This is a genomic window from Caulobacter sp. HMWF025 (assembly GCF_003060965.1).
GTDB lineage: Bacteria > Pseudomonadota > Alphaproteobacteria > Caulobacterales > Caulobacteraceae > Caulobacter.
In genome coordinates this window covers 30,225-49,056 of the sequence record NZ_QAII01000011.1, presented here as the reverse complement: position 1 = coordinate 49,056, position 18,832 = coordinate 30,225, and the positions used below count along the sequence as shown (strand labels likewise).

The window sequence follows — 18,832 nt, the reverse complement described above, 5'->3', positions numbered from 1 at the left end:
GACGCGACATGAAGACCACCATCCTGTTCGGCGGCGAGAACCGCGAACGTCTTGTCGCGGTCGCCAGCGCCCAGGCCCTGGCCCGGACCCTGCCGGAGGCCGACCTGTGGTTCTGGGCCCCGAACGGCCAGGTCCATCCGGCCAGCCGCGAGGTCCTGTTCGGCCATGACCGTCCGTTCGAGCTGGACCTGCCGACAGAGGGGGCTGCGCTCGGCGGGATCGAGGCGGCGCTGGATCTGGCGCGCGTCGAAGACCGTGTCCTGCTGCTGAGCCTGCATGGCGGCTTTGCCGAGGACGGCGGCCTGCAGGCCCTTTGTGAAGCCCGCGGCGTGGCCTTTACCGGCTCCGGTTCCGAAGCCAGCCGCCTGGCCTTCCACAAGGTTTCGGCCAAGGGCGTGGTCGCCAGGGTCGGGGTCTCGGTTCCCGAAACCCTGGATCTGGCCGATGCGCCGGCGGCGCTGGCCCGCTACGGCCGTCTGATCGCCAAGCCGGCCGAGGACGGCTCGAGCTATGGCCTGATCTTCGTCGACGCGCCGGCTGATCTCGAGGCCGTGGCAAGGGCGGCGGCGACCGAGGCCTATCTGATCGAGCCCTTCGTCCAGGGGCTGGAGGCGACCTGCGGGGTCCTCGAACGCGAGGGCGAGATCATCGCCCTGCCGCCGGTCGAGATCCGTCCGGCCGCCGGCAAGTTCGACTACGCCAGCAAGTACCTGGCCAAGGACACCGAAGAGATCTGTCCGGCGAGCTTCGCGCCCGAGGTCAATGCCGCGCTGCAGGCCCAGGCGCTGCTGGCGCACACGGCCCTGGGCTGCCGGGGCTATTCGCGCACCGACTTCATCGTCGGCGAGCACGGCCTGACCTATCTGGAAACCAACACCCTGCCCGGGATGACCGCCTCGTCGCTGTATCCCAAGTCCCTGAAGGCCGAGGGCATTGCCTTCGAGACCTTCCTGCGGGGCCAGATCGCCCTGGCGGTCGCCCGCAAGGCGGGTCAGGCATGAGCGCCTGGGCCCCCGGACCGTTCGACAACGAAGAGGCCGCCGACTTCATCGACGACCTGACCGAAGCCCCCGACTGGCGGATGGTCATCACCCTGATGGAGCATGCCGCCGGGGTCACCGGCTATCTGGAAGAGGCCGAAGCCGAACTGGCTGTGGCCGCTGCGGCGGTTGTGGCCTCGTGTGTCGGGACCGGCTCGGTGCTGCCCGACAACCATGCCGACCTGAAGGCCACCCTGGGCAAGCCGCCCGAGGGTGCCGCCAACCTCGCCCGACGGGCCCTGGCCCGCGTGGTCGGCCCCGCCTCCGAACTCGATGAACTCTGGCAGGAGGGCGATGACCACGATGCGTGGCTGACCCAGATCGCCGGGCTGCAAACCCTTTTGAACGGCCAATCATGAGACCCGTCTTCGTCAATATCGGTGAGCGCACCAACGTCACCGGCTCGGCCAGGTTCAAGAAGCTGATCGTCGAGGGCAATTACGGCGAAGCCCTGTCGGTGGCCCGCCAGCAGGTCGAGGCCGGGGCCCAGGTCATCGACGTCAATATGGACGAGGGCCTGCTGGACTCGAAGGCGGCCATGGTCACCTTCCTGAACCTGATGGCGGCCGAGCCCGACATCGCCCGCGTGCCGGTGATGATCGACAGCTCCAAATGGGAGGTGATCGAGGCCGGGCTGAAGTGCGTCCAGGGCAAGGCCATCGTCAATTCGATCTCCATGAAGGAGGGCGAAGACAAGTTCATCGAGCAGGCCAGGCTCTGCCTGCGTTACGGCGCGGCCGTGGTGGTCATGGCCTTTGACGAAGTCGGTCAGGCCGATACCGCCGCCCGCAAGGTCGAGATCTGCGAGAAGGCTTACCGCATCCTGGTCGACAAGGTGGGCTTCCCGCCGGAAGACATCATCTTCGACCCCAACATCTTCGCCGTGGCGACGGGGATCGAGGAGCACGACAACTACGCTGTCGACTTCATCGAGGGCACGCGCGAGATCAAGAAGCGCTGCCCCTGGGCCCGCATCTCGGGCGGGGTCTCGAACGTCTCGTTCAGCTTCCGCGGCAATGAGCCCGTGCGCCGGGCCATCCACTCGGTGTTCCTGTACCACGCCATCGCGGCGGGCATGGACATGGGCATCGTCAATGCCGGCGACCTGCCGGTCTATGACACCCTGGATCCCGACCTGCGCGAGGCCGTCGAGGACGTTATCCTCAACCGCCCGCAACGGACCAATGTCTCCAACACCGAGCGGCTGGTCGACATGGCCCCGCGCTACAAGGGCGACAAGAGCCAGGTCCAGACCGCCAATCTGGAATGGCGCAAGGGCACGGTGCATGAGCGCATCACCCACGCGCTGGTCAACGGCATCACCGAGTTCATCAACGAGGACACCGAAGAGGCCCGCCTGTCGGTCGAGCGGCCGCTGCACGTCATCGAAGGCCATCTGATGGACGGCATGAACGTGGTCGGCGACCTGTTCGGCTCGGGCAAGATGTTCCTGCCGCAGGTCGTTAAGTCGGCCCGCGTGATGAAGCAGGCCGTGGCCTGGCTGGAACCGTTCATGGAGGCCGAAAAGGCCGGCAAGCCCCGTGAGCAGGCCGGCCGCATCCTGATGGCCACGGTCAAGGGCGACGTCCACGACATCGGCAAGAACATCGTCGGCGTCGTTCTGCAGTGTAACAACTACGAGGTCATCGACCTCGGCGTCATGGTCCCGGCCGACCGCATCCTCGACGAGGCCCGCAAGCACAAGGTCGACATGATCGGCCTGTCGGGCCTGATCACCCCGTCGCTGGACGAGATGGTGTTCGTGGCCGCCGAGATGGAGCGCCAGGGCTTCACCATCCCGCTGCTGATCGGCGGGGCCACCACCAGTCGCACCCACACGGCGGTGAAGATCGAGCCGGCCTATTCCAAGGGCTCGACCACCTATGTGCTGGACGCCAGCCGGGCCGTGGGCGTGGTCTCGGGCCTGCTGTCGCCGAGCGAGCGCGACCGCCTGCAGGCCGAGACGCGGGCCGAATACATCCGGATCCGGGAGCAATATGCCCGGGGCCAGACCGCCAAGGCCCGCACCAGCCTCGCCGAAGCCCGCCAGAAGAAGTTCGCCATTGACTGGGACGGCTATGTGCCGCCGAAGCCGGCCTTCATCGGCACCCGCACCTTCGAGCCGAGCCTGGCCGAACTCGTCCCGTTCATCGACTGGTCACCGTTCTTCGCCAGCTGGGAACTGATCGGCCGCTTCCCACAGATCCTTGAGGACGACGTGGTCGGCGAGGCCGCTACCGAGCTCTATCGCGAAGCCCGCGAGATGCTCGACAAAGTGGTCGCCGAAAAGTGGTTCGGGGCGAAGGGCGTGGTCGGCTTCTGGCCTGCCCAGGCCCAGGGCGACGACATCATTCTGTATACGGATGAAGCCCGAGCCATCGAGCTCTCGCGCCTGCACAGCCTGCGCCAGCAGATGGACAAGGGGGCCGGCAAGACCAATGCCGCCCTGTCTGACTTCGTCGCGCCGATCGGGCAGGGGGCCGACTATATCGGGGCCTTCGCCGTCACCGCCGGCCACGGCGAGGACGAGATCGTCAAGCGCTTCAAGGACGCCGGCGACGACTACAGTGCCATCATGGCCTCGGCCCTGGCCGACCGTCTGGCCGAAGCCTTCGCCGAGTGGCTGCACTACAAGGCCCGGGTCGAGCTATGGGGCTATGCCCCGGACGAAGCCGCAGACGCCGATGTGATGATCGCCGAGAAGTACCAGGGCATCCGCCCGGCTCCCGGCTATCCGGCCCAGCCCGACCACACCGAGAAGGGCACGCTGTTTGCGCTGCTGGACGCCACCGAGCAGACCGGCATGATCCTGACCGAAAGCTATGCGATGAGCCCCGGCGCAGCGGTGTCAGGCCTCTATTTCAGCCATCCGAAGTCGCACTATTTCGGCGTGGGCAAGGTGGATCTGGATCAGGTCGAAGACTATGCGGCCCGCAAGGGCTGGGACCTGGCCAGGGCCGAGAAATGGCTGGCCCCGATCCTGAACTACGAGCCGGGGGCGAAGGGGTAGGGGGCTTCGAGACTCAATGCACACGACTTTCATGGCTGGATGCACTTGAAAGTCGTGTCGCCCTTCGTGCAAGGATCGCTCTGGTCGCTTGAACGAGGAGAAGTCCCATGACCCGCACGATGGGCCAGCGCCTGGGGGGGATGCTTCTCGCGTCAGTCCTGCTGATCAGTCCGGGGCTGGCCAGGGCAGACTGGCTGCGGGCCGAGAGCGAGCATTTCGAGGTCTATGGCCGCAGCGAGAAGTCGCTGCGCGAATTTACGACCATGCTCGAGGACTTCGACTCGTTGCTGCGGCGTCTGCACGGGCGGCCCCAGGACGAGGTGCCCTACCGCAAGCTGCCCGTCTATCTGACCCAGAACATCAAGCAGTTACGACGGGTCTTGCCTGAGGCCAAGGACGATGTGCGCGGCGTCTATTTCGCAACACCCCTCGACGTCTTCGTCGCGGCCATCCCCGACGGCGATGCCGAGTCTGACGATCAGAACCGCGGCGACGACGTCATCTTCCATGAGTACGTGCACCACTTCATGCTGCAGTACTATGCCAATGCCTATCCGGCCTGGCTGATCGAGGGGTATGCCGAATACTATATGACGGCCGACCTCGCGAACCGCCGGATGGTGGTGGGGGGCGTCAACAACGGTCGCGCCTATTCCCTGACCGTACCCGGCGGCTGGATCGACATGTCGGATGTCCTGACCAAGCGCCCCTCCGAACTCAAGAAGGAAAGTGTCCTCGCCTTCTACGCCCAGTCCTGGCTGCTGACCCACTACATCCTCTCGGACCCGGAGCGTAAGAAGCGTCTGGTGGTCTATCTGGATCAGATCCGCAACGGGGGCGAGCCCGTGGCGGCTTGGCAGAAGGTCTATGGCGACGACATGAAGGGCCTGACCGCCCGGCTCAGGGCCTATCTGAACCGGCCGCTGCCCGCTGGCATGCTGCCGCGCCAGGAAGCACTGGATGTGGCGATGACCATCACGCCCCTTCCGGCATCGGCCGATGACCTGCTTCTGGCCAACCAGCGTCTGAAGCTGCGCAATGAGGACGGTGTGCCGACCGGCCTGCTGGCCGAGATCCGGGCAGTGGCCAAGGCTCAGCCCCAGGACCGCTTCGCCCGCTTGGTGGCGGCGCGCGCCGAGATCGCCTACGGCGAGCGAGCCGTGGGGCTGACGACCCTGGAAGATCTGGTCAAGGCCAACCCTGCCGATGAAGAGGCCCTCGTCCTGCTGGCCGAAACCCGGCTGCGCACGGAAGACAAAGACCCTGCCGTCCAGGCGGCCAATATCGACCAGGCCCGCAAGCTTTTTGCCCGGGCCTTCAAGCTCAACCCGAATAATCCCATGACCCTGCACGGCTATGCCGATGCCCGCAGCATGACAGGTCCCATTGATGACGGTCTCGTCGACATCCGCCTTCAGACGGTGATGATCGCGCCACAGGTGGGCCACTTCCGCCTCGACGCAGCTCATGCGGCCATGGCGATCAAGGATGCCGACACTGCCCGGCTGATCCTGCGTCCGCTGGCCAGCGATCCGCACAGCACGGGCGAGTCCCAGGCCGCGCAGGCCCTGCTCAAAGAGATCGATGCGGCCGAAAAGAAAACCCCCTAAGCCCGGGTTCTTGTCAGCGGGGCACGGGAGAGGCGGGTCGCTTGAAAGGTTGACCGGTGCGACAAATCCCGCGACGGTTGCTCCAGACCGGCAATGTTACCGGTCCTAGTATGATTTTCGGGGGGACTTCATGGGGGAAGGCGGCGCGCCATCGCCCGCGCAGGGCGAAACGCTGACCTTTGGCCAGACGATTGATTCAAAAGCCTTTCTGGGGCTCAGCATCAAGAACGGCCTGCTCAACATCGTCACGCTGACGCTTTACCGGTTCTGGGCCAAGACGGAGGTCCGTCGCCGGATCTGGTCGCACATCAGCCTGAACGGCGAGCCGTTCGAATATACCGGCAAGGGCAAGGAACTGTTCCTGGGCTTCCTGTTCGCACTCGTGGTGCTGGGCGTACCCTATCTTGCGGTCATTCTGGCGGTTCAGTTCGTCAATCCGCTGTTTTCCCTGCTGTTTATTCCGCTCTACATCGGCCTGTTCGTGCTGATCGGGGCCGCGATCTTCATGACCTATCGCTACATCGCCAGCCGTACGACGTGGCGGGGCATCCGGTTCCAGCTCAAGGGTTCGCCGGCCGAATATGGCTGGTCCTATCTCGGCTATGGCCTGCTGACGAGCATCACCCTGGGCTGGTACGCGCCGGCCATGACGATGAATCTGGCCGAGAAGCTGTGGGGAAACCTGTCTTTCGGGGATCAGAAGCTGCGCTGGCAGCGCGCCAACGAAGTCGGCCTGTATGGACCGTTCGCCATTGCCTGGATCGTGGGCGTTGTCGGCTACATCGCCTTCATCGCAGCGCTTGTTCCGACCGCCATGGCGAACGCGAACAATGGTGCCGAGCCGAGCGTGACGATGATCGGTACGATCTACGCCTATGCGCTGGTCTTTGTGCTGGTCGTGGTTCTGGCTTCGGCCGCCTACCATGCGGCGGTGATGCGCGAGATCGCCCGGTCGCTGCACCTGGGCGAGGCCCGTTTCAGCCTCAAGGTCGGTGCGGGCGAACTGATCGTTCTGACCCTGACCAATATGCTGATCGTGATCTTCACGCTGGGCTTCCTGACGCCTGTCGTCCTGGCGCGCACGGCCCGGTTCCTGATCTCGCGCCTGACCAGTACGGGTGAGGCCCAGCTCGCAGCGGCCCTTCAGGCTCCCCAGGGGCCGAAGACCGGTGAGGGACTGGCCGACGCGTTCGACGTCTCGCCGTTCTAGGGTGGACGGCCTTCTGTTCGACGGCCTGACGTCCAGGCCCTGGCCGGTGACGGTCGGGGTCGAGGGCGGTCGGCTTGTGGCCCGGTCGGTTGAGGCCGACCCTGACGGCGTGCCGCTGGCCGGGCTAGACTGGCCGTTGACCGCCATTCGGGAAACGCCGCATTCGGATCAGCGCCTGAAGCTGAGCCGGGAGGGCGATGACGCCCGGCTCGTCGTCGAAGTTGCGGCCTGGCGGGCGCTGGCGGGCGAGACCCGCCCATCCGATCGTCGCCGGGAATTGGGCCTTGTCGCTGGACTGACGGTGGCAGGCCTCGGCCTGGCCGCCTTCGTGTTCGTTGGCGTGCCGATGGCGGCGGCTCCGCTGGCTCGCTGGACCTCGCCGGCCCTGGAAGCCCGCTTCGGGGCCAATATGGAAGCCCAGCTGACGACACCGTTCCGGCCCTGCAAGGGCGATCCGCAAGGTGCGCAGGTGCTGGCCCAACTGGGTCGGGACCTGGCGAAATCGTCGGACTCGCCGTTCGAGATCCGGGTCCGGGCGGTCCGCGCGCCCTTCGTCAACGCCTTCGCCCTGCCGGGCGGGGCGATTCTGGTCACGGACGATCTGATCACCCAGGCCCAGTCGCCGGATGAACTCGCCGCCGTGCTGGCTCACGAAATCGCCCACGTCGAGCGGCGCCACGCGATGCAGGCTGCCTGGCGGGCCATGGGCGCCGGGATGGTTCTGGATGCCGTGGTCGGTGGCGGTACCGGGGCCGGACAGCAGGCGGTCCTGCTGTTTGGCGGCTTCGCCGACCAGCGCTTCAGCCGCGATCTGGAGGCTGAGGCCGACGTACGGGGTATCGAGCTTCTCGCCGCGCGAGACATCTCGACCCAGGGGATGGCGGACTTCTTTGGCCGGATGGCCAATCGCAAGGATGATCCGCGCCTGCGCAAGGCGGCGGAGTGGTTCGCGACCCATCCGGATACGGGCGGGCGGGCCAACCGGGCGCAGGCGGCGGCGCGTCCCGGGCGACCAGCCCTGACCGACGCGGACTGGCGGAGCCTGAAGAGCGTTTGTCGTCGACAGGGGTGATGTGACGACCTTGAACCGACGGCGTCCGCCCCTCGCGGATGCACCGGGAGGAGGCCGTCGCGGCCCTCGAAGAACAATGTGCGGCAAAATGCCCAAAAATCTCGGTCAGTAAGGACTTCGGAAACGGGTCGCATGGACCAATGCCGCGTCTTCTGGGACCGGCGAATGAACCGCAACACCATCGAGCTGAAGATTTTCGGCCTGATCGTTGGCATGGCGACGGCAGTGATCCTGCTGGCGGCCGGCCTGTTGATTACGGCTGTCCGGCAGGCCGATCTGCGGGAACGGCTCTATGAGCAGACACTTGTCGCCAATGGACTGCGCCAGCGGGCAAAGGAAGTTCAGACCGCGCTCAATCCCTACGTCATCTGGGACGAGGCGATCCACAAGCTGGACAATGACTTCGACCTGCAATGGGCCAGCCAGAATGTCGGTGCGTCGATCGGCGGGGCCCTGGGCTACAATGCCGTGTTTGTGCTCGATGCGAATGACCAGCCGATCTACGGTCATCTGAACGGCACCGATGTCTCGCCCCAGGCCTATGCCGCCTACGCGGCCCAGACCCGCAGCCTGATTGACGAGATCCGGACCATCGAGAAGGACCCCGCAAGAGTTGCGGCCCTGCGGGCGGTCCATAAGGGCCGGGTGGAGCTGATCGGCAATGAGCCCGTGATGATCACGGTATCGCTGGTGCGCCCGGACCTTGCGGCGCGCACCCGCACGGACCGGGCTCCCCTGATCATCTCTGGCGTGCCGGTGGCCAAGAGTGTCGTGAAAGCCTTCTCGGACCGCTTCCTGCTCAAGGATGCGCGGATCGAGATCGTCCCGGCTGACGCGCTCAAGAGCCAGGATGCCCAGATCCAGATGGGTCGAGCCCCCGACGGTCGCGGCATTGTCCTGCGCTGGAGCCCGCGTCGCCCCGGGGCCGAATTGCTGAGGCAGGCTTCGCCGTGGCTGGCCCTCGCCGTTCTGGCTGCCGGATTTGGAGCCCTGCTGCTGTTCCGGGTGACGCGCCGGGCCGCCAAGAAGCTGCTGCTCAGCGAGGCTGAGGCGAAGCATCTGGCCCTGCATGATCCGCTGACGGGTCTCGCCAATCGCACGCTGTTCACCGACCGTCTGGTCCACGCCCATGCCCTGCTGCGCCGCAAGCCCGGCTATCTGGGTGTCCTCTGCGTCGACCTCGATCGCTTCAAGGAGGTCAATGACAGCTATGGCCATGATGCCGGTGACACGGTCATCCGCGAGGTCGCACGTCGTCTGACGGCCATCTGCCGGGAAACCGACACCATCTGCCGCCTGGGCGGCGACGAGTTTGCCATCATCCAGCCCGACACCTCGCCGCAGGGCTGCGCGGCCCTGGCCCAGCGGGTGGTCGAAGGCCTCTCCGGCGATCTGGACCTCGGTGTCGGCCGGGCCGAACTGTCCTGTTCGGTCGGTGTTGCGGTGGTGTCGGATGCCGGTCACGGCCAGGCCGAGATGCTGCGCCAGGCGGATGTGGCCCTGTACCGGGCCAAGGAGTCCGGCCGCGGCCGCTACTGCTTCTTCGAGCCCGAGATGGATGCGGCCCTGCGCCTGCGAAAGGGTCTCGAGCGTGACCTGCGCGACGCGCTCGAGCGCGACCGGCTGACGGTCGCCTACCAGCCTCTGACGGACGCGAAGGGTGTCGTGGTCGGCGTCGAGGCTCTGGCGCGCTGGCACGATCCCGAACGGGGCGATATCGCTCCGGCCATCTTCATTCCGCTGGCCGAGTCGACGGGTTTGATCTCCGAGATCGGCCGCGCGGTGTTCCGCCAGGCCTGCCGCGACAGCCTCCGCTGGCCGGGGCTGGAGGTCTCGGTCAATGTCTCGGCCCTGCAGCTGAGCGCGCCGGGCTTTGTCGGCGAGGTTGAAGCGATCCTGCTGGAAACCGGGGCCAGCGCCTCGACCTTTGTCCTCGAGATAACCGAGACCGTTCTGCTCAAGGACAGCGAAACCGTTCGCGATACCCTGCGCGATATCAAGCAGCTGGGCTTCCAGCTGGCGTTGGACGATTTCGGCGCGGGCTATGCCAGCCTGGCCTATCTGCGCCGCCATCCCATCGACAAACTGAAGATCGACCGCTCCTTCGTCGCCAGCCTGACCCCAGGTGAGAAGACCTCGGTGGCCGGGGCGATCATCGGTCTGGCAAAGTCGCTTGGCCTTAAGACCACAGCCGAAGGCGTCGAAACCCAGGACCAGTTCGAGACCCTGGCCCGGCTCGGCTGCGGCGAGTTCCAGGGCTTCCTGCTTGGTCGCCCGATGCCGGCCTCTGCGATCGCGGCAGCCTGCGAAGCTCGGGCCCTGGCCAGCGTGGACGCGATTACCGTAAAGCGGGTCCGTCGCAAGATCGGGTCCTGAAGCCGGGGCTGGTCAACCCGGCCTTTCCCGACGATGCTCTCCCCCAAGGGGGCGCTGACCCCTGCACATCGGGAGGGTTCGGCATGGATCAACACGGCATCAGCCGGCGCGCCCTGGCGGCGCTGGCCCTGGGCGGCGCGGGCCTCGGTCTCGCAGGGTGCGACACGGCCCCCGGGACGGACCTCTCTCCAAAATCACGGCAGTTTCCCCAGGACTTCATCTGGGGCGTGGCCTCGGCGGCCTTCCAGACCGAGGGCGGACAGACGGTCGATGGGCGCGGCCCCAGCGTCTGGGACGGCTTTGAGAAACTTCCCGGCAAGGTCGTGGACGGAACGGATGCGACCGTCGCCACCGACAGCTATCGCCGCTATGCGGAGGACATAGATCTGATCGCCGGCGCAAGGCTGGATGCTTATCGCTTCTCGCTCAGCTGGTCGCGGATCCTGCCGACCGGAGAGGGCCCGATCAATGCCGCGGGCCTCGATCACTATTCAAAGATGGTCGATGCCATGCTGGCCAAGGGCGTGACGCCCTATGCCACCCTGTTTCACTGGGATCTGCCCCAGGGGCTGCAGGACAAGGGCGGCTGGAAGAACCGGGATACGGCCCTGCGCCTGGCGGACTATGCCCAGGCCGTGGTCGCCGCGCTGGGCGACCGGCTCAAGCACTATATCATCCTCAATGAGGCGGCTGTGCATGCCGTGTTCGGCCACGTCCTGGGAGAGCATGCGCCGGGGCTTAAAGACATCAGCCTTCTGGGTCCGGTCATTCACCACATGAACCTGGGGCAGGGGCTGGCCATTCAGGCGCTTCGGGCCGGTGGCGGTGATCTTTCGATCGGCACGACCATGGCCCTGCAGCCCTGCCGTCCGGCCGGTGGCCCGCTGGCCATCTGGAACCGCTTGGCGGCTGACGGTCTGGACGGGCTGTGGAACCGGGCCTGGCTGGACCCGCTGTTCAAGGGCACCTATCCGCAGGCGATGGACGATCTGCTCAAGGGGGGTGTGGTGCAGGACGGCGACCTGGCCCGCATCCGCCAGCCCGTCGATTTCCTCGGGGTGAACTATTATGCACCGGCCTATGTGAGGCTTGATCTGTCGTCACCCAGCAAGATCGCGCCGGCCAGTCCGCCGAAGGGGGCCGAGCTCGATGCATTCGGACGTCATGTCGATCCCTCAGGCCTGTTCGAGGTGCTGGAGATGGTACGCCGCGACTACGGCGCACCGCCGGTCCTGATTACCGAGAACGGGGCCTCGGATCCTTTCGGCAAGGGCCCCGCCATCATCGACGATACCTTCAGGATCAACTATCTGCGCCGCCATCTTGAAGCGGTCCTGGCGGCTCGTGAGGCCGGCTCGAAGGTGGGCGGCTATTTCGCCTGGACCCTGCTGGATAACTTCGAATGGGCCCTGGGCTATACGTCCAAGTTCGGGCTGGTGGCGCATGACCGGGCGACCGGCGTGCGGACTCCCAAGGCGTCCTACCAATGGTTCAAGGCCCTGGCCGAGAGTGATGCCCTGCCTCTGAAACCCTGAGGACGTCTCTTACTCGGCGCATCACGTCCGGCTGAAGGCGCTGCCGGGCGTGGTGACTAATCCGGGCGGCAGATCAGGACAGCCTTGCCCCCGCGCCGGGCCGGCTCCAGGCGGCCGCTACAGGGCTTTGGATCCAGAGGATCGATGAGGATTTCCGCAGCCTTTGCACTGGGCTTCGAGCCCGGGTTCACCGGCACTGCCGGTTCGAGCGGCAGCGGAGGCACGGCGGCCTCTGGCGGCGATGCCGGGCTCTCGGGGATCGGAGACGCCGCAGCGACGGGATCGGAAGCCGGAGTCTCCGGCGCGCCGCTCTGAGGGGGCGGCGGCTCTGCGACGGTTGGTTCGGCAGCGGGTGGCGCAACGGCAGGCGGTTCGACCGGCCTGGCAGCGTTATAGATCAGCGCCTTGCCCAGAATATTGGAGCGCTTTTCGAGTGACTTGGCGCGGGTCTCGCAGTCATTGGGCGGCGACCAGCTCATCCACACCTGGGCGAGGCGGGCCTTGTTGGCGGTGTCTGATCCGGCCCAGACCGAGCGTCCCTTGTTGATCGCGGTGCGGCCATATTCGGCGATCGGGCGCGGACTGGCCTTCTCGGCCGCCGTAATCGCGCTGGTGAAGGTCTTCAGGTCCCCGCGGGCCTGGGTGCGCATCTCGGGATAGGTCTTGAGCGAGGCCTCGACGCCATCAGGGCCTGGAAAGGCCTTCTCGATGCGGGTGACCTCCGGCATCACCTGATCATACAGCTCCACATAGCCGCCCAGCGCGCCATAGCACCACGACACGTAGCCGTAGTCGTCGGCCGGCGGCGCGGAGATCGAGGCGGTGGTCGGCACCTGGCCGGCCATGGCCAGGGCGAGGAGGAGGGAGATCCCCATTCGATTGGGCGTCCTTCTGTCGTCAGTCAGGGCATGACTAGATCATTTCGCCGGGGAATGGGACCACAGCGTGGCGCCGTTTCCGGTTCAATCGGTCGCTGAACGGTTATCGGCGTTAAAAGCTCCAGCATGAATTACAGTTCATGCACACCCGAGTGGGTAGGGGACGCGACGGAATATGCTAGACATGAAGGGCTGGTGACATCCACGGGACGCGCCTGCGCGTACCTTTTCCTGTCCATCGCCGACAACCTGCAAGGGCTTCACCGACTGTCATGACCTTCTGGCGCAACATTGCAAAGATTGCCGCGCGCCGGCTGGATCTGGCGGAATGCCCTGACTGTCCTGCGGGCCTGCCGGGCGAAGATCCGGCGTTTTCAACGGCCGTCACGGCCCTGGGGGCCAAGCTGGCCAAGGCCGACGGCCGGGCTGACGGTCACGAGTTTGCAGCCTTCAGTGAAGTGTTTCATCCCAACCCTGCGTCGGAAGACAATATTCACCGGCTTTATGACCTTGCGCGCCAGACCACCCATGGCTTCGAAAGCTATGCCAAGCGACTGGCCAAGCGCTATCGGGGCTGTCCGCAGATCCTGGAAGACGTCGTCGACGGCCTGTTCCACATCGCCAAGGCAGACGGCGTCGTCACCCAGGTCGAGATCGACTATCTGGAGCGTGTCGCAGACCTGTTCGGCCTGTCGCCGCTGGCCTTCCGCCGGCTCCGTGCCGTGCACCTCGGAACCGAGGCCGACGATCCCTATGTGGTTCTGGATGTCCCGGCCGACGCCGATGACGCGACCGTCCGGGCTGCCTGGAAGTCGGCCCTTTCGGTGGCTCACCCCGACCGCGCCCGCGCCCGGGGCCTGCCGGCCGAGTTCATCGAGGTCGCCGAGGCAAAGGCCGCAGCGATCAATGAGGCCTTCACCACCGTCATGCGTGAGCGGCGCGACATGGGTCTTGCGGCGGCAGGCTAGGGCCGGCGCGGGGGCGTGAGTTGCATCCTCATCTTTCACCCAGAATCAGGCTTTTCTGGTTTTCGGCCCAGGTATTCAGTTGACGTTCAGCCTTGGTGATCCAACTTGTTTGGGACGGGGGCGATCGATCGGCCTTCGTGCCGGGAAAGGACGACGATGAACGCGCGTTCGACATCGATGGCCGGAGGATCTGCCCTTCGCAGCCTGGTCTGGCTGGCCGGGGCCCTGGCCACGTCGGCCGCCGTCGTCATCGGCTCGGTCCTGGCGGTGGTCTTTGCCGCAACCGTGGTCGTGATCGGTTTCATGGGCAGCGCCCTGTTTGGCCTCGTTGCCCTTGCCATGCGGGCCCGGCGTACGGTCAAGGCCGGCTCCCAGGATCCCACCCTGATCGAGGCCCGTAACGTGGGCGGACATTCCTGGGTCGCCTACGGCTGGAACGACCGCCCGTAGTCTGCGCCGTATCGGCCCGTGCTGGCCGGTTGCAGAACCCCTTACCCAACGTCGCCCTTGCGGCCGGCCTTCGACTGGTCGAGACTGCCTTCAAACAAATGTTTGGGAGGCTAGTATGATCGGTGTCGTCGCGACCTTGAAGGTCCAGCCGGACAAGACCGCAGAGTTTGAGGCGGTGTTCCTCGACCTGGCCGCCAAGGTAAAGGGCAACGAGGCGGGCTGCCTGCTTTACCAGCTCACCCGGTCCAAGACCGAGGCCGGCACCTACAAGGTGCTGGAACTCTACGCGACCATGGATGACCTGAAGGCCCATGGCGCGACGGACTATTTCAAGGCCGGCGGCGCGGCGATGGGGCCGTTCATGGCAGGCCGTCCCGAGATCGAATATCTGGACGCGGTGGAGTAGGGACCATGGATCTCGCCTTTTCCGCCGAAGATCTCGCCTTCCAGCAGGAAGTTCGCGACTGGATCGCCACGGCCTATGACGACGACCTGCGCAAGCAGATGAGCCAGTCCAAGAACGGCTATCTGGACAAGGCCGGTCAGGTGAAGTGGCAGAAGAAGCTGGCCGAGCGCGGCTGGGCTGCGCCGGACTGGCCGGTGGAGTGGGGCGGTTGCGACTTTACGGCCTCGCAGCGCTACATCTTCAACATGGAGCTGTCGCTGGCCGGAACGCCCAGCCCGTCGCCCATGGGCCTGAAGATGTGCGCGCCGGTGATCCTCGCCTTCGGAACCGAAGAGCAGAAGAAGCAGCACCTGCCGCCGATCCTGTCGTCGGACATCTGGTGGTGCCAGGGCTATTCCGAGCCCGGCTCCGGATCGGACCTCGCCTCCCTGCAGATGAAGGCCGAGCGCGATGGTGACGACTATGTCCTGAACGGGTCGAAGATCTGGACCACCCAGGCCCAGTGGGCTGACTGGATGTTCTGCCTCGTTCGCACGTCGAGCGAAGGCAAGCCGCAGAACGGGATCTCGTTCCTGCTACTGCGCATGGACAGCCCCGGTATTCAGATCAAGCCGCTGCCGACCCTGGATGGACCGTCTGACGGCCAGCAGGAAATCAACCAGGTCTTCTTCGACAATGTCCGGGTGCCTGTCGCCAACCGCATCGGCGAAGAGAACAAGGGCTGGACCTATGCCAAGTACCTGCTCGAGTTCGAACGCGGCAACGCCTATGCGCCGGGCCTGATGAACATGATCAAGAAGGTCAAGCGCATCGCCGCCCTTGAACGGGCCGATGACGGTGGCCGTCTGATCGACGATCCGGACTTCCGCAGCAAGATCGCCAACATGGAGATCTCGGTGCAGGCCCTGAACGCGGCTGAACTGCGGATCTTCTCCGGGCGCAGCGCCGGCAAGGCCGTGGGACCGGTCTCTTCCATGCTGAAATGCGTCGGCTCGGAAGCGCAGCAGGCGATTACCGAACTCACGCTCGAGGCCGTGGGAACCTATGCCGCGCCGTTCGTGCGCGACACCTGGACCCCGACCAATGAGGGCCGGGCCGGGCCGGACTACGCGGCACCTGCCGCACCGGCCTATTTCAACTATCGCAAGGCTTCGATCTACGCCGGATCCAACGAGATCCAGCGCAACATCATGGCCAAGATGGTGCTGGGGCTCTAGCTCAGCCGGACCGGGCTTTCGACGTGATCAGGCGGGCCAGCAGCGGCGGGCCCGCCAAACCCGCGACCGCCAGCAGCGCGAACCACAGCCGGTTTGCGTCGGTCCAGGGCAGGGAATAGCCGACCCAGGCCAACAGATTCAGGGCAGCCCCGAGACCCCACATCGGCCAGGCTCCTCTGAGATTGGTAGCGACCCTTTCCGCAGGCCAGATTGAGAGCGTCAGGGCTGTCAGGAACAGGGGAATGGCAATCAGCAGTTCGCCGACCTTGTGCTGGATGATCGGAGCCTTCAGCAGGCCGATCGGTCCGGCATGACCGAGATAGGCGTGCAAATAGTCGGTCAGGGAAAACATCAGGATCGTGAAGGCGAAGGCCCCGGCGGCAAGCATGATCCAGAACCTGAGCGGCTTGGCTGTTTTGGACATCGTGGCACCCTGTTCCGAATCCGCGGGCGCGATGGTGGACCGGACCGGGCGCAAGGCAACAGCAATCGGCAGCCTCACCCCTGCATCCTGGTTCAGACCTTTCAGATAACCGCAACCGTTGCAGTTTTTCTGCATGGCGCCGGGTTCGAACAAATGTTTGGATCATCGTCAAGTTTCCTCCTTCCGGAGCGCCCCTATGGCCCTCGACGCCCTTTTCAAGCCTTTTGAATTCAAGTCCCTGAAGCTGCCCAACCGGGTCGTCATGGCCCCGATGACGCGCTCCTTCTCTCCGGGCGGGGTGCCGACCGATGACGTGGCGGCCTACTATCGTCGTCGCGCCGAGAACCAGGTCGGCCTGATCATCACTGAGGGCACGGGCGTGGCCCGCGACGCGTCGCTGAATGACGCCAATGTGCCGCGCTTCCATGGCGAGAAGGAACTGGCGGCCTGGAAGACGGTCGTCGACGAGGTTCATGCCGCCGGTGGCCTGATCGCGCCGCAGCTTTGGCATGTCGGCGCCGCCAAGGGTAAGGACGTTCTGGGCAAGATCGACAGCCCCTCGGGCCTGTCCAAGAAGGGCGGCAACCCCTTCACCGAACCGATGACCGATGCCGAGGTGGCTGACACCATCGCCGCCTTCGCCGACGCGGCCCGCAATGCCAAGCTGCTGGGCTTTGATGCCATCGAGCTGCACGGCGCGCACGGCTATCTGATCGATCAGTTCTTCTGGGAAGGCACCAATGTTCGCTCGGACGCCTTCGGCGGTCCGACCATCGCCGATCGCAGCAAGTTCGCTGCCGAGATCCTGAAGGCCGTGCGCGCTGCTGTGGGCCCCGACTATCCGGTGATCATCCGCCTGTCGCAGTGGAAGCAGCAGGACTATTCGGTCCGCAATGCCGAGACCCCGCAACTGCTGGAAGCCTGGCTGCAGCCACTGGCCGATGCCGGGGCCGATATCTTCCACTGCTCGCAGCGCCGGTTCTGGGAACCCGAATTCGAAGGCAGCGACCTGAACTTCGCCGGCTGGGCCAAGAAGCTGACCGGCGCGCCGACCATCACCGTCGGGTCTGTCGGTCTGTCGGGCGAGTTCATCGCGGCCTTTGGCGGCGAAGGCAGCCAGCCTGCCTCGATCGATGGCCTGCTGGAGCGCCTGGAGCGCAACGAGTTTGATCTGGTCGGTGTGGGCCGTGCCCTGCTGCAGGATCCCGAGTGGGTCGTGAAGATCCGCGAAGGCCGCAACGATGAACTCAAGAGCTTTGAACGCGAAGCGCTGGGCGTCCTCTACTAGGTCCGGCGGAACGTCGGGCTTCGGGCCCGATCCCCCCTGTTCCGGGGCTGTCCGGCTGGACGGCCCCGGCGCATGGTCTGGCTGAAGGGCCCCTCGTCATCCTGTGGTGCCCAGGAGACCGAGCCTCATGCAACTGCTACCCATTCTGGCCGGACTGTTCGGACTGTCGGCCCTGGTCCTGCTCCTCGTCGGGTCCATTCTGCGGGACTGATCCGCAAACCCTCCCCCGAAGGGGAGGGCGCTGATCTCAGGCATTGAAGTTCAGCTTCAGGCCAGGCCGCGGCCAGCGCGCCTTGTAGAGCTTGCCCGTGCCCGAGGCCGTGATCCAGGCGTCGCGCATGTCCGGTCCGCCGAAACAGATGTTGGTGACAATCACATCCGGGAACGCGAAGTGCTCGGTGGTGCCGTCGGGATCAAACACTGTGATACCGCCATTGATGATCGTCGCCACACAGACCTTGCCGCCGGCCTCGACAGCAAGGCTGTCCAGCAACTGGTAGCCTGGCAGGTTGCAGACGACATTGCCGGGCGCGAAGCCGGCGGGCGCGGCCAACTGGCCCGGGGCCTCGATGTCGAAGGACCACAGGCGGCCCAGCGTGGTGTCGGCCATGTAGACGGTCTTCTCGTCCGGCGAGAGGCCCACCCCGTTGGGTGACACGAAGTGATCGCGGGCCCGGACGATCTTCGAGCCGTCCGGCAGGGCATAATAGAGCGCCCCGAACTTGCGGCCTTCGGGCGTGCTGCAGCCATGGTCGGTGAACCAGAAGCCGCCCTGGCGGTCGAAGACCAGATCATTGGGGCCGACCAGCGGCTTGCCGTCGCATTCGGTGTAAAGGGTCGTGATCGCGCCCGTGGCGATGTCGATCCGCTGGATGAGGCCGCCCGTGTGACTGACCGGGGTCGGGCCCGGCACGTTGAGGCCGCCCATGTCGATGAACTGGAAGCTGGCCCCGTTATTGGTCACATAGATCGCGCCATCCGGCCCGATCGCAGCTCCGTTCGGGCCGCCGCCGGTTTCGGCCACGGTTTCGCGCCGGCCGTCGGGCGTCACCCGGCTCAGCCTTTGGCCCTGGATCTCGGTCAGGATCACTGAGCCGTCGGCCATGGCGATCGGCCCCTCCGGAAACAGCAGGCCTTCGGCGACGAGTTCGATGTCCATATTGTCTCTCCCTGTTCGCCTCTGCCGGGCGAGTGGAAGGACTATAAACGGGCGTTTGAATGCGGCTAGTCATCTCGTTGGCAGTGGTCTGCGATGTTGAGGATTCGCGGTTCGCTGAACCGTGTCGTTCCGGCAACATCAACCCCGACGCGTGTGGTTTCAGGCAATCGCGTACTTGTTGCCGGCTCC

Annotated in this window: 16 protein-coding genes; 13 read left to right on the top strand and 3 right to left on the bottom strand. The window is 65.5% G+C overall.

Annotated features, from left to right (window positions below):
- Positions 1–8: 8 nt before the first annotated feature.
- The 8 genes from DBR10_RS01555 to DBR10_RS01520 all read left to right on the top strand — a co-directional run bounded on the left by DBR10_RS01555 (position 9) and on the right by DBR10_RS01520 (position 11,853).
- A complete protein-coding gene (locus DBR10_RS01555; RefSeq protein ID WP_108503809.1) occupies positions 9–1,001 on the top strand; it encodes a D-alanine--D-alanine ligase family protein in 993 nt (330 codons plus the stop codon).
- Entirely contained in the window at positions 998–1,399 is a 402-nt protein-coding gene (locus DBR10_RS01550) for a DUF4259 domain-containing protein (protein WP_108503810.1), read from the top strand. The genes DBR10_RS01555 and DBR10_RS01550 overlap by 4 nt, the downstream gene beginning before the upstream one ends.
- A complete protein-coding gene (metH, locus tag DBR10_RS01545) occupies positions 1,396–4,050 on the top strand; it encodes a methionine synthase (RefSeq protein WP_108503811.1) in 2,655 nt (884 codons plus the stop codon). The genes DBR10_RS01550 and metH overlap by 4 nt, the downstream gene beginning before the upstream one ends.
- 107 nt (positions 4,051–4,157) lie before the next feature.
- On the top strand, positions 4,158–5,660 hold the full coding sequence (locus DBR10_RS01540; protein WP_108503812.1) for a hypothetical protein: 1,503 nt from the start codon (positions 4,158–4,160) through the stop codon (positions 5,658–5,660).
- A 130-nt stretch (positions 5,661–5,790) separates the two neighbouring features.
- Positions 5,791–6,870, top strand: a complete 1,080-nt coding sequence (locus DBR10_RS01535; RefSeq protein ID WP_108503813.1) for a YjgN family protein — start codon at positions 5,791–5,793, stop codon at positions 6,868–6,870.
- A gap of 1 nt (position 6,871) precedes the next feature.
- Positions 6,872–7,942, top strand: coding sequence for a M48 family metallopeptidase (locus DBR10_RS01530; protein WP_108503814.1), 1,071 nt, complete (start codon positions 6,872–6,874; stop codon positions 7,940–7,942).
- Between the two features lie 165 nt (positions 7,943–8,107).
- Positions 8,108–10,318: a putative bifunctional diguanylate cyclase/phosphodiesterase gene (locus DBR10_RS01525; RefSeq protein WP_158272178.1), complete on the top strand. Its 2,211-nt coding sequence runs from the start codon at positions 8,108–8,110 to the stop codon at positions 10,316–10,318.
- An 83-nt stretch (positions 10,319–10,401) separates the two neighbouring features.
- Complete coding sequence (locus DBR10_RS01520) at positions 10,402–11,853, top strand: GH1 family beta-glucosidase (protein ID WP_108490428.1); 1,452 nt, start codon at positions 10,402–10,404, stop codon at positions 11,851–11,853.
- 56 nt (positions 11,854–11,909) lie between these two features.
- Here the strand turns inward: DBR10_RS01520 and DBR10_RS01515 are convergent, their stop codons facing one another.
- Entirely contained in the window at positions 11,910–12,728 is an 819-nt protein-coding gene (locus tag DBR10_RS01515; RefSeq protein WP_108503816.1) for a hypothetical protein, read from the bottom strand.
- 275 nt (positions 12,729–13,003) lie between these two features.
- Between DBR10_RS01515 and DBR10_RS01510 the strand changes: the two genes are divergently transcribed.
- The 4 genes from DBR10_RS01510 (at position 13,004) to DBR10_RS01495 (ending at position 15,772) form a co-directional block, all read left to right on the top strand.
- Complete coding sequence (locus DBR10_RS01510) at positions 13,004–13,699, top strand: J domain-containing protein (protein WP_108503817.1); 696 nt, start codon at positions 13,004–13,006, stop codon at positions 13,697–13,699.
- A 156-nt stretch (positions 13,700–13,855) separates the two neighbouring features.
- Positions 13,856–14,149 carry a hypothetical protein gene (locus DBR10_RS01505; RefSeq protein WP_233243165.1) on the top strand — a complete coding sequence of 98 codons (294 nt, stop codon included), beginning with the start codon at positions 13,856–13,858 and terminating at the stop codon, positions 14,147–14,149.
- 115 nt (positions 14,150–14,264) lie between these two features.
- Positions 14,265–14,555: a putative quinol monooxygenase gene (locus tag DBR10_RS01500; protein WP_108503818.1), complete on the top strand. Its 291-nt coding sequence runs from the start codon at positions 14,265–14,267 to the stop codon at positions 14,553–14,555.
- 5 nt (positions 14,556–14,560) lie between these two features.
- Positions 14,561–15,772 carry an acyl-CoA dehydrogenase family protein gene (locus DBR10_RS01495; RefSeq protein WP_108503819.1) on the top strand — a complete coding sequence of 404 codons (1,212 nt, stop codon included), beginning with the start codon at positions 14,561–14,563 and terminating at the stop codon, positions 15,770–15,772.
- Position 15,773: 1 nt separating this feature from the next.
- Here the strand turns inward: DBR10_RS01495 and DBR10_RS01490 are convergent, their stop codons facing one another.
- Positions 15,774–16,196: a hypothetical protein gene (locus DBR10_RS01490; protein WP_108503829.1), complete on the bottom strand. Its 423-nt coding sequence runs from the start codon at positions 16,194–16,196 to the stop codon at positions 15,774–15,776.
- A gap of 196 nt (positions 16,197–16,392) precedes the next feature.
- On the opposite strand from DBR10_RS01490, the gene DBR10_RS01485 reads away from it, so the two are divergent.
- Positions 16,393–17,484 (top strand): NADH:flavin oxidoreductase, encoded by a 1,092-nt coding sequence (locus tag DBR10_RS01485; RefSeq protein WP_108503820.1) that lies wholly within the window; start codon positions 16,393–16,395, stop codon positions 17,482–17,484.
- Positions 17,485–17,731: 247 nt separating this feature from the next.
- On the opposite strand, the gene DBR10_RS01480 is transcribed toward DBR10_RS01485, so the two are convergent.
- Positions 17,732–18,643: an SMP-30/gluconolactonase/LRE family protein gene (locus DBR10_RS01480; protein ID WP_108489746.1), complete on the bottom strand. Its 912-nt coding sequence runs from the start codon at positions 18,641–18,643 to the stop codon at positions 17,732–17,734.
- Between the last annotated feature and the right edge of the window lie 189 nt (positions 18,644–18,832).

Coding starts and splice junctions, on each gene's coding strand:
- DBR10_RS01515 (WP_108503816.1), bottom strand. CDS start 12,728: ATGGGGATCTCCCTCCTCCTCGCCCTGGCCATGGCCGGCCAGGTGCCG.
- metH (WP_108503811.1), top strand. CDS start 1,396: ATGAGACCCGTCTTCGTCAATATCGGTGAGCGCACCAACGTCACCGGC.
- DBR10_RS01495 (WP_108503819.1), top strand. CDS start 14,561: ATGGATCTCGCCTTTTCCGCCGAAGATCTCGCCTTCCAGCAGGAAGTT.
- DBR10_RS01535 (WP_108503813.1), top strand. CDS start 5,791: ATGGGGGAAGGCGGCGCGCCATCGCCCGCGCAGGGCGAAACGCTGACC.
- DBR10_RS01510 (WP_108503817.1), top strand. CDS start 13,004: ATGACCTTCTGGCGCAACATTGCAAAGATTGCCGCGCGCCGGCTGGAT.
- DBR10_RS01480 (WP_108489746.1), bottom strand. CDS start 18,643: ATGGACATCGAACTCGTCGCCGAAGGCCTGCTGTTTCCGGAGGGGCCG.
- DBR10_RS01505 (WP_233243165.1), top strand. CDS start 13,856: ATGAACGCGCGTTCGACATCGATGGCCGGAGGATCTGCCCTTCGCAGC.
- DBR10_RS01520 (WP_108490428.1), top strand. CDS start 10,402: ATGGATCAACACGGCATCAGCCGGCGCGCCCTGGCGGCGCTGGCCCTG.
- DBR10_RS01555 (WP_108503809.1), top strand. CDS start 9: ATGAAGACCACCATCCTGTTCGGCGGCGAGAACCGCGAACGTCTTGTC.
- DBR10_RS01550 (WP_108503810.1), top strand. CDS start 998: ATGAGCGCCTGGGCCCCCGGACCGTTCGACAACGAAGAGGCCGCCGAC.
- DBR10_RS01525 (WP_158272178.1), top strand. CDS start 8,108: ATGAACCGCAACACCATCGAGCTGAAGATTTTCGGCCTGATCGTTGGC.
- DBR10_RS01485 (WP_108503820.1), top strand. CDS start 16,393: ATGGCCCTCGACGCCCTTTTCAAGCCTTTTGAATTCAAGTCCCTGAAG.
- DBR10_RS01500 (WP_108503818.1), top strand. CDS start 14,265: ATGATCGGTGTCGTCGCGACCTTGAAGGTCCAGCCGGACAAGACCGCA.
- DBR10_RS01490 (WP_108503829.1), bottom strand. CDS start 16,196: ATGTCCAAAACAGCCAAGCCGCTCAGGTTCTGGATCATGCTTGCCGCC.
- DBR10_RS01540 (WP_108503812.1), top strand. CDS start 4,158: ATGACCCGCACGATGGGCCAGCGCCTGGGGGGGATGCTTCTCGCGTCA.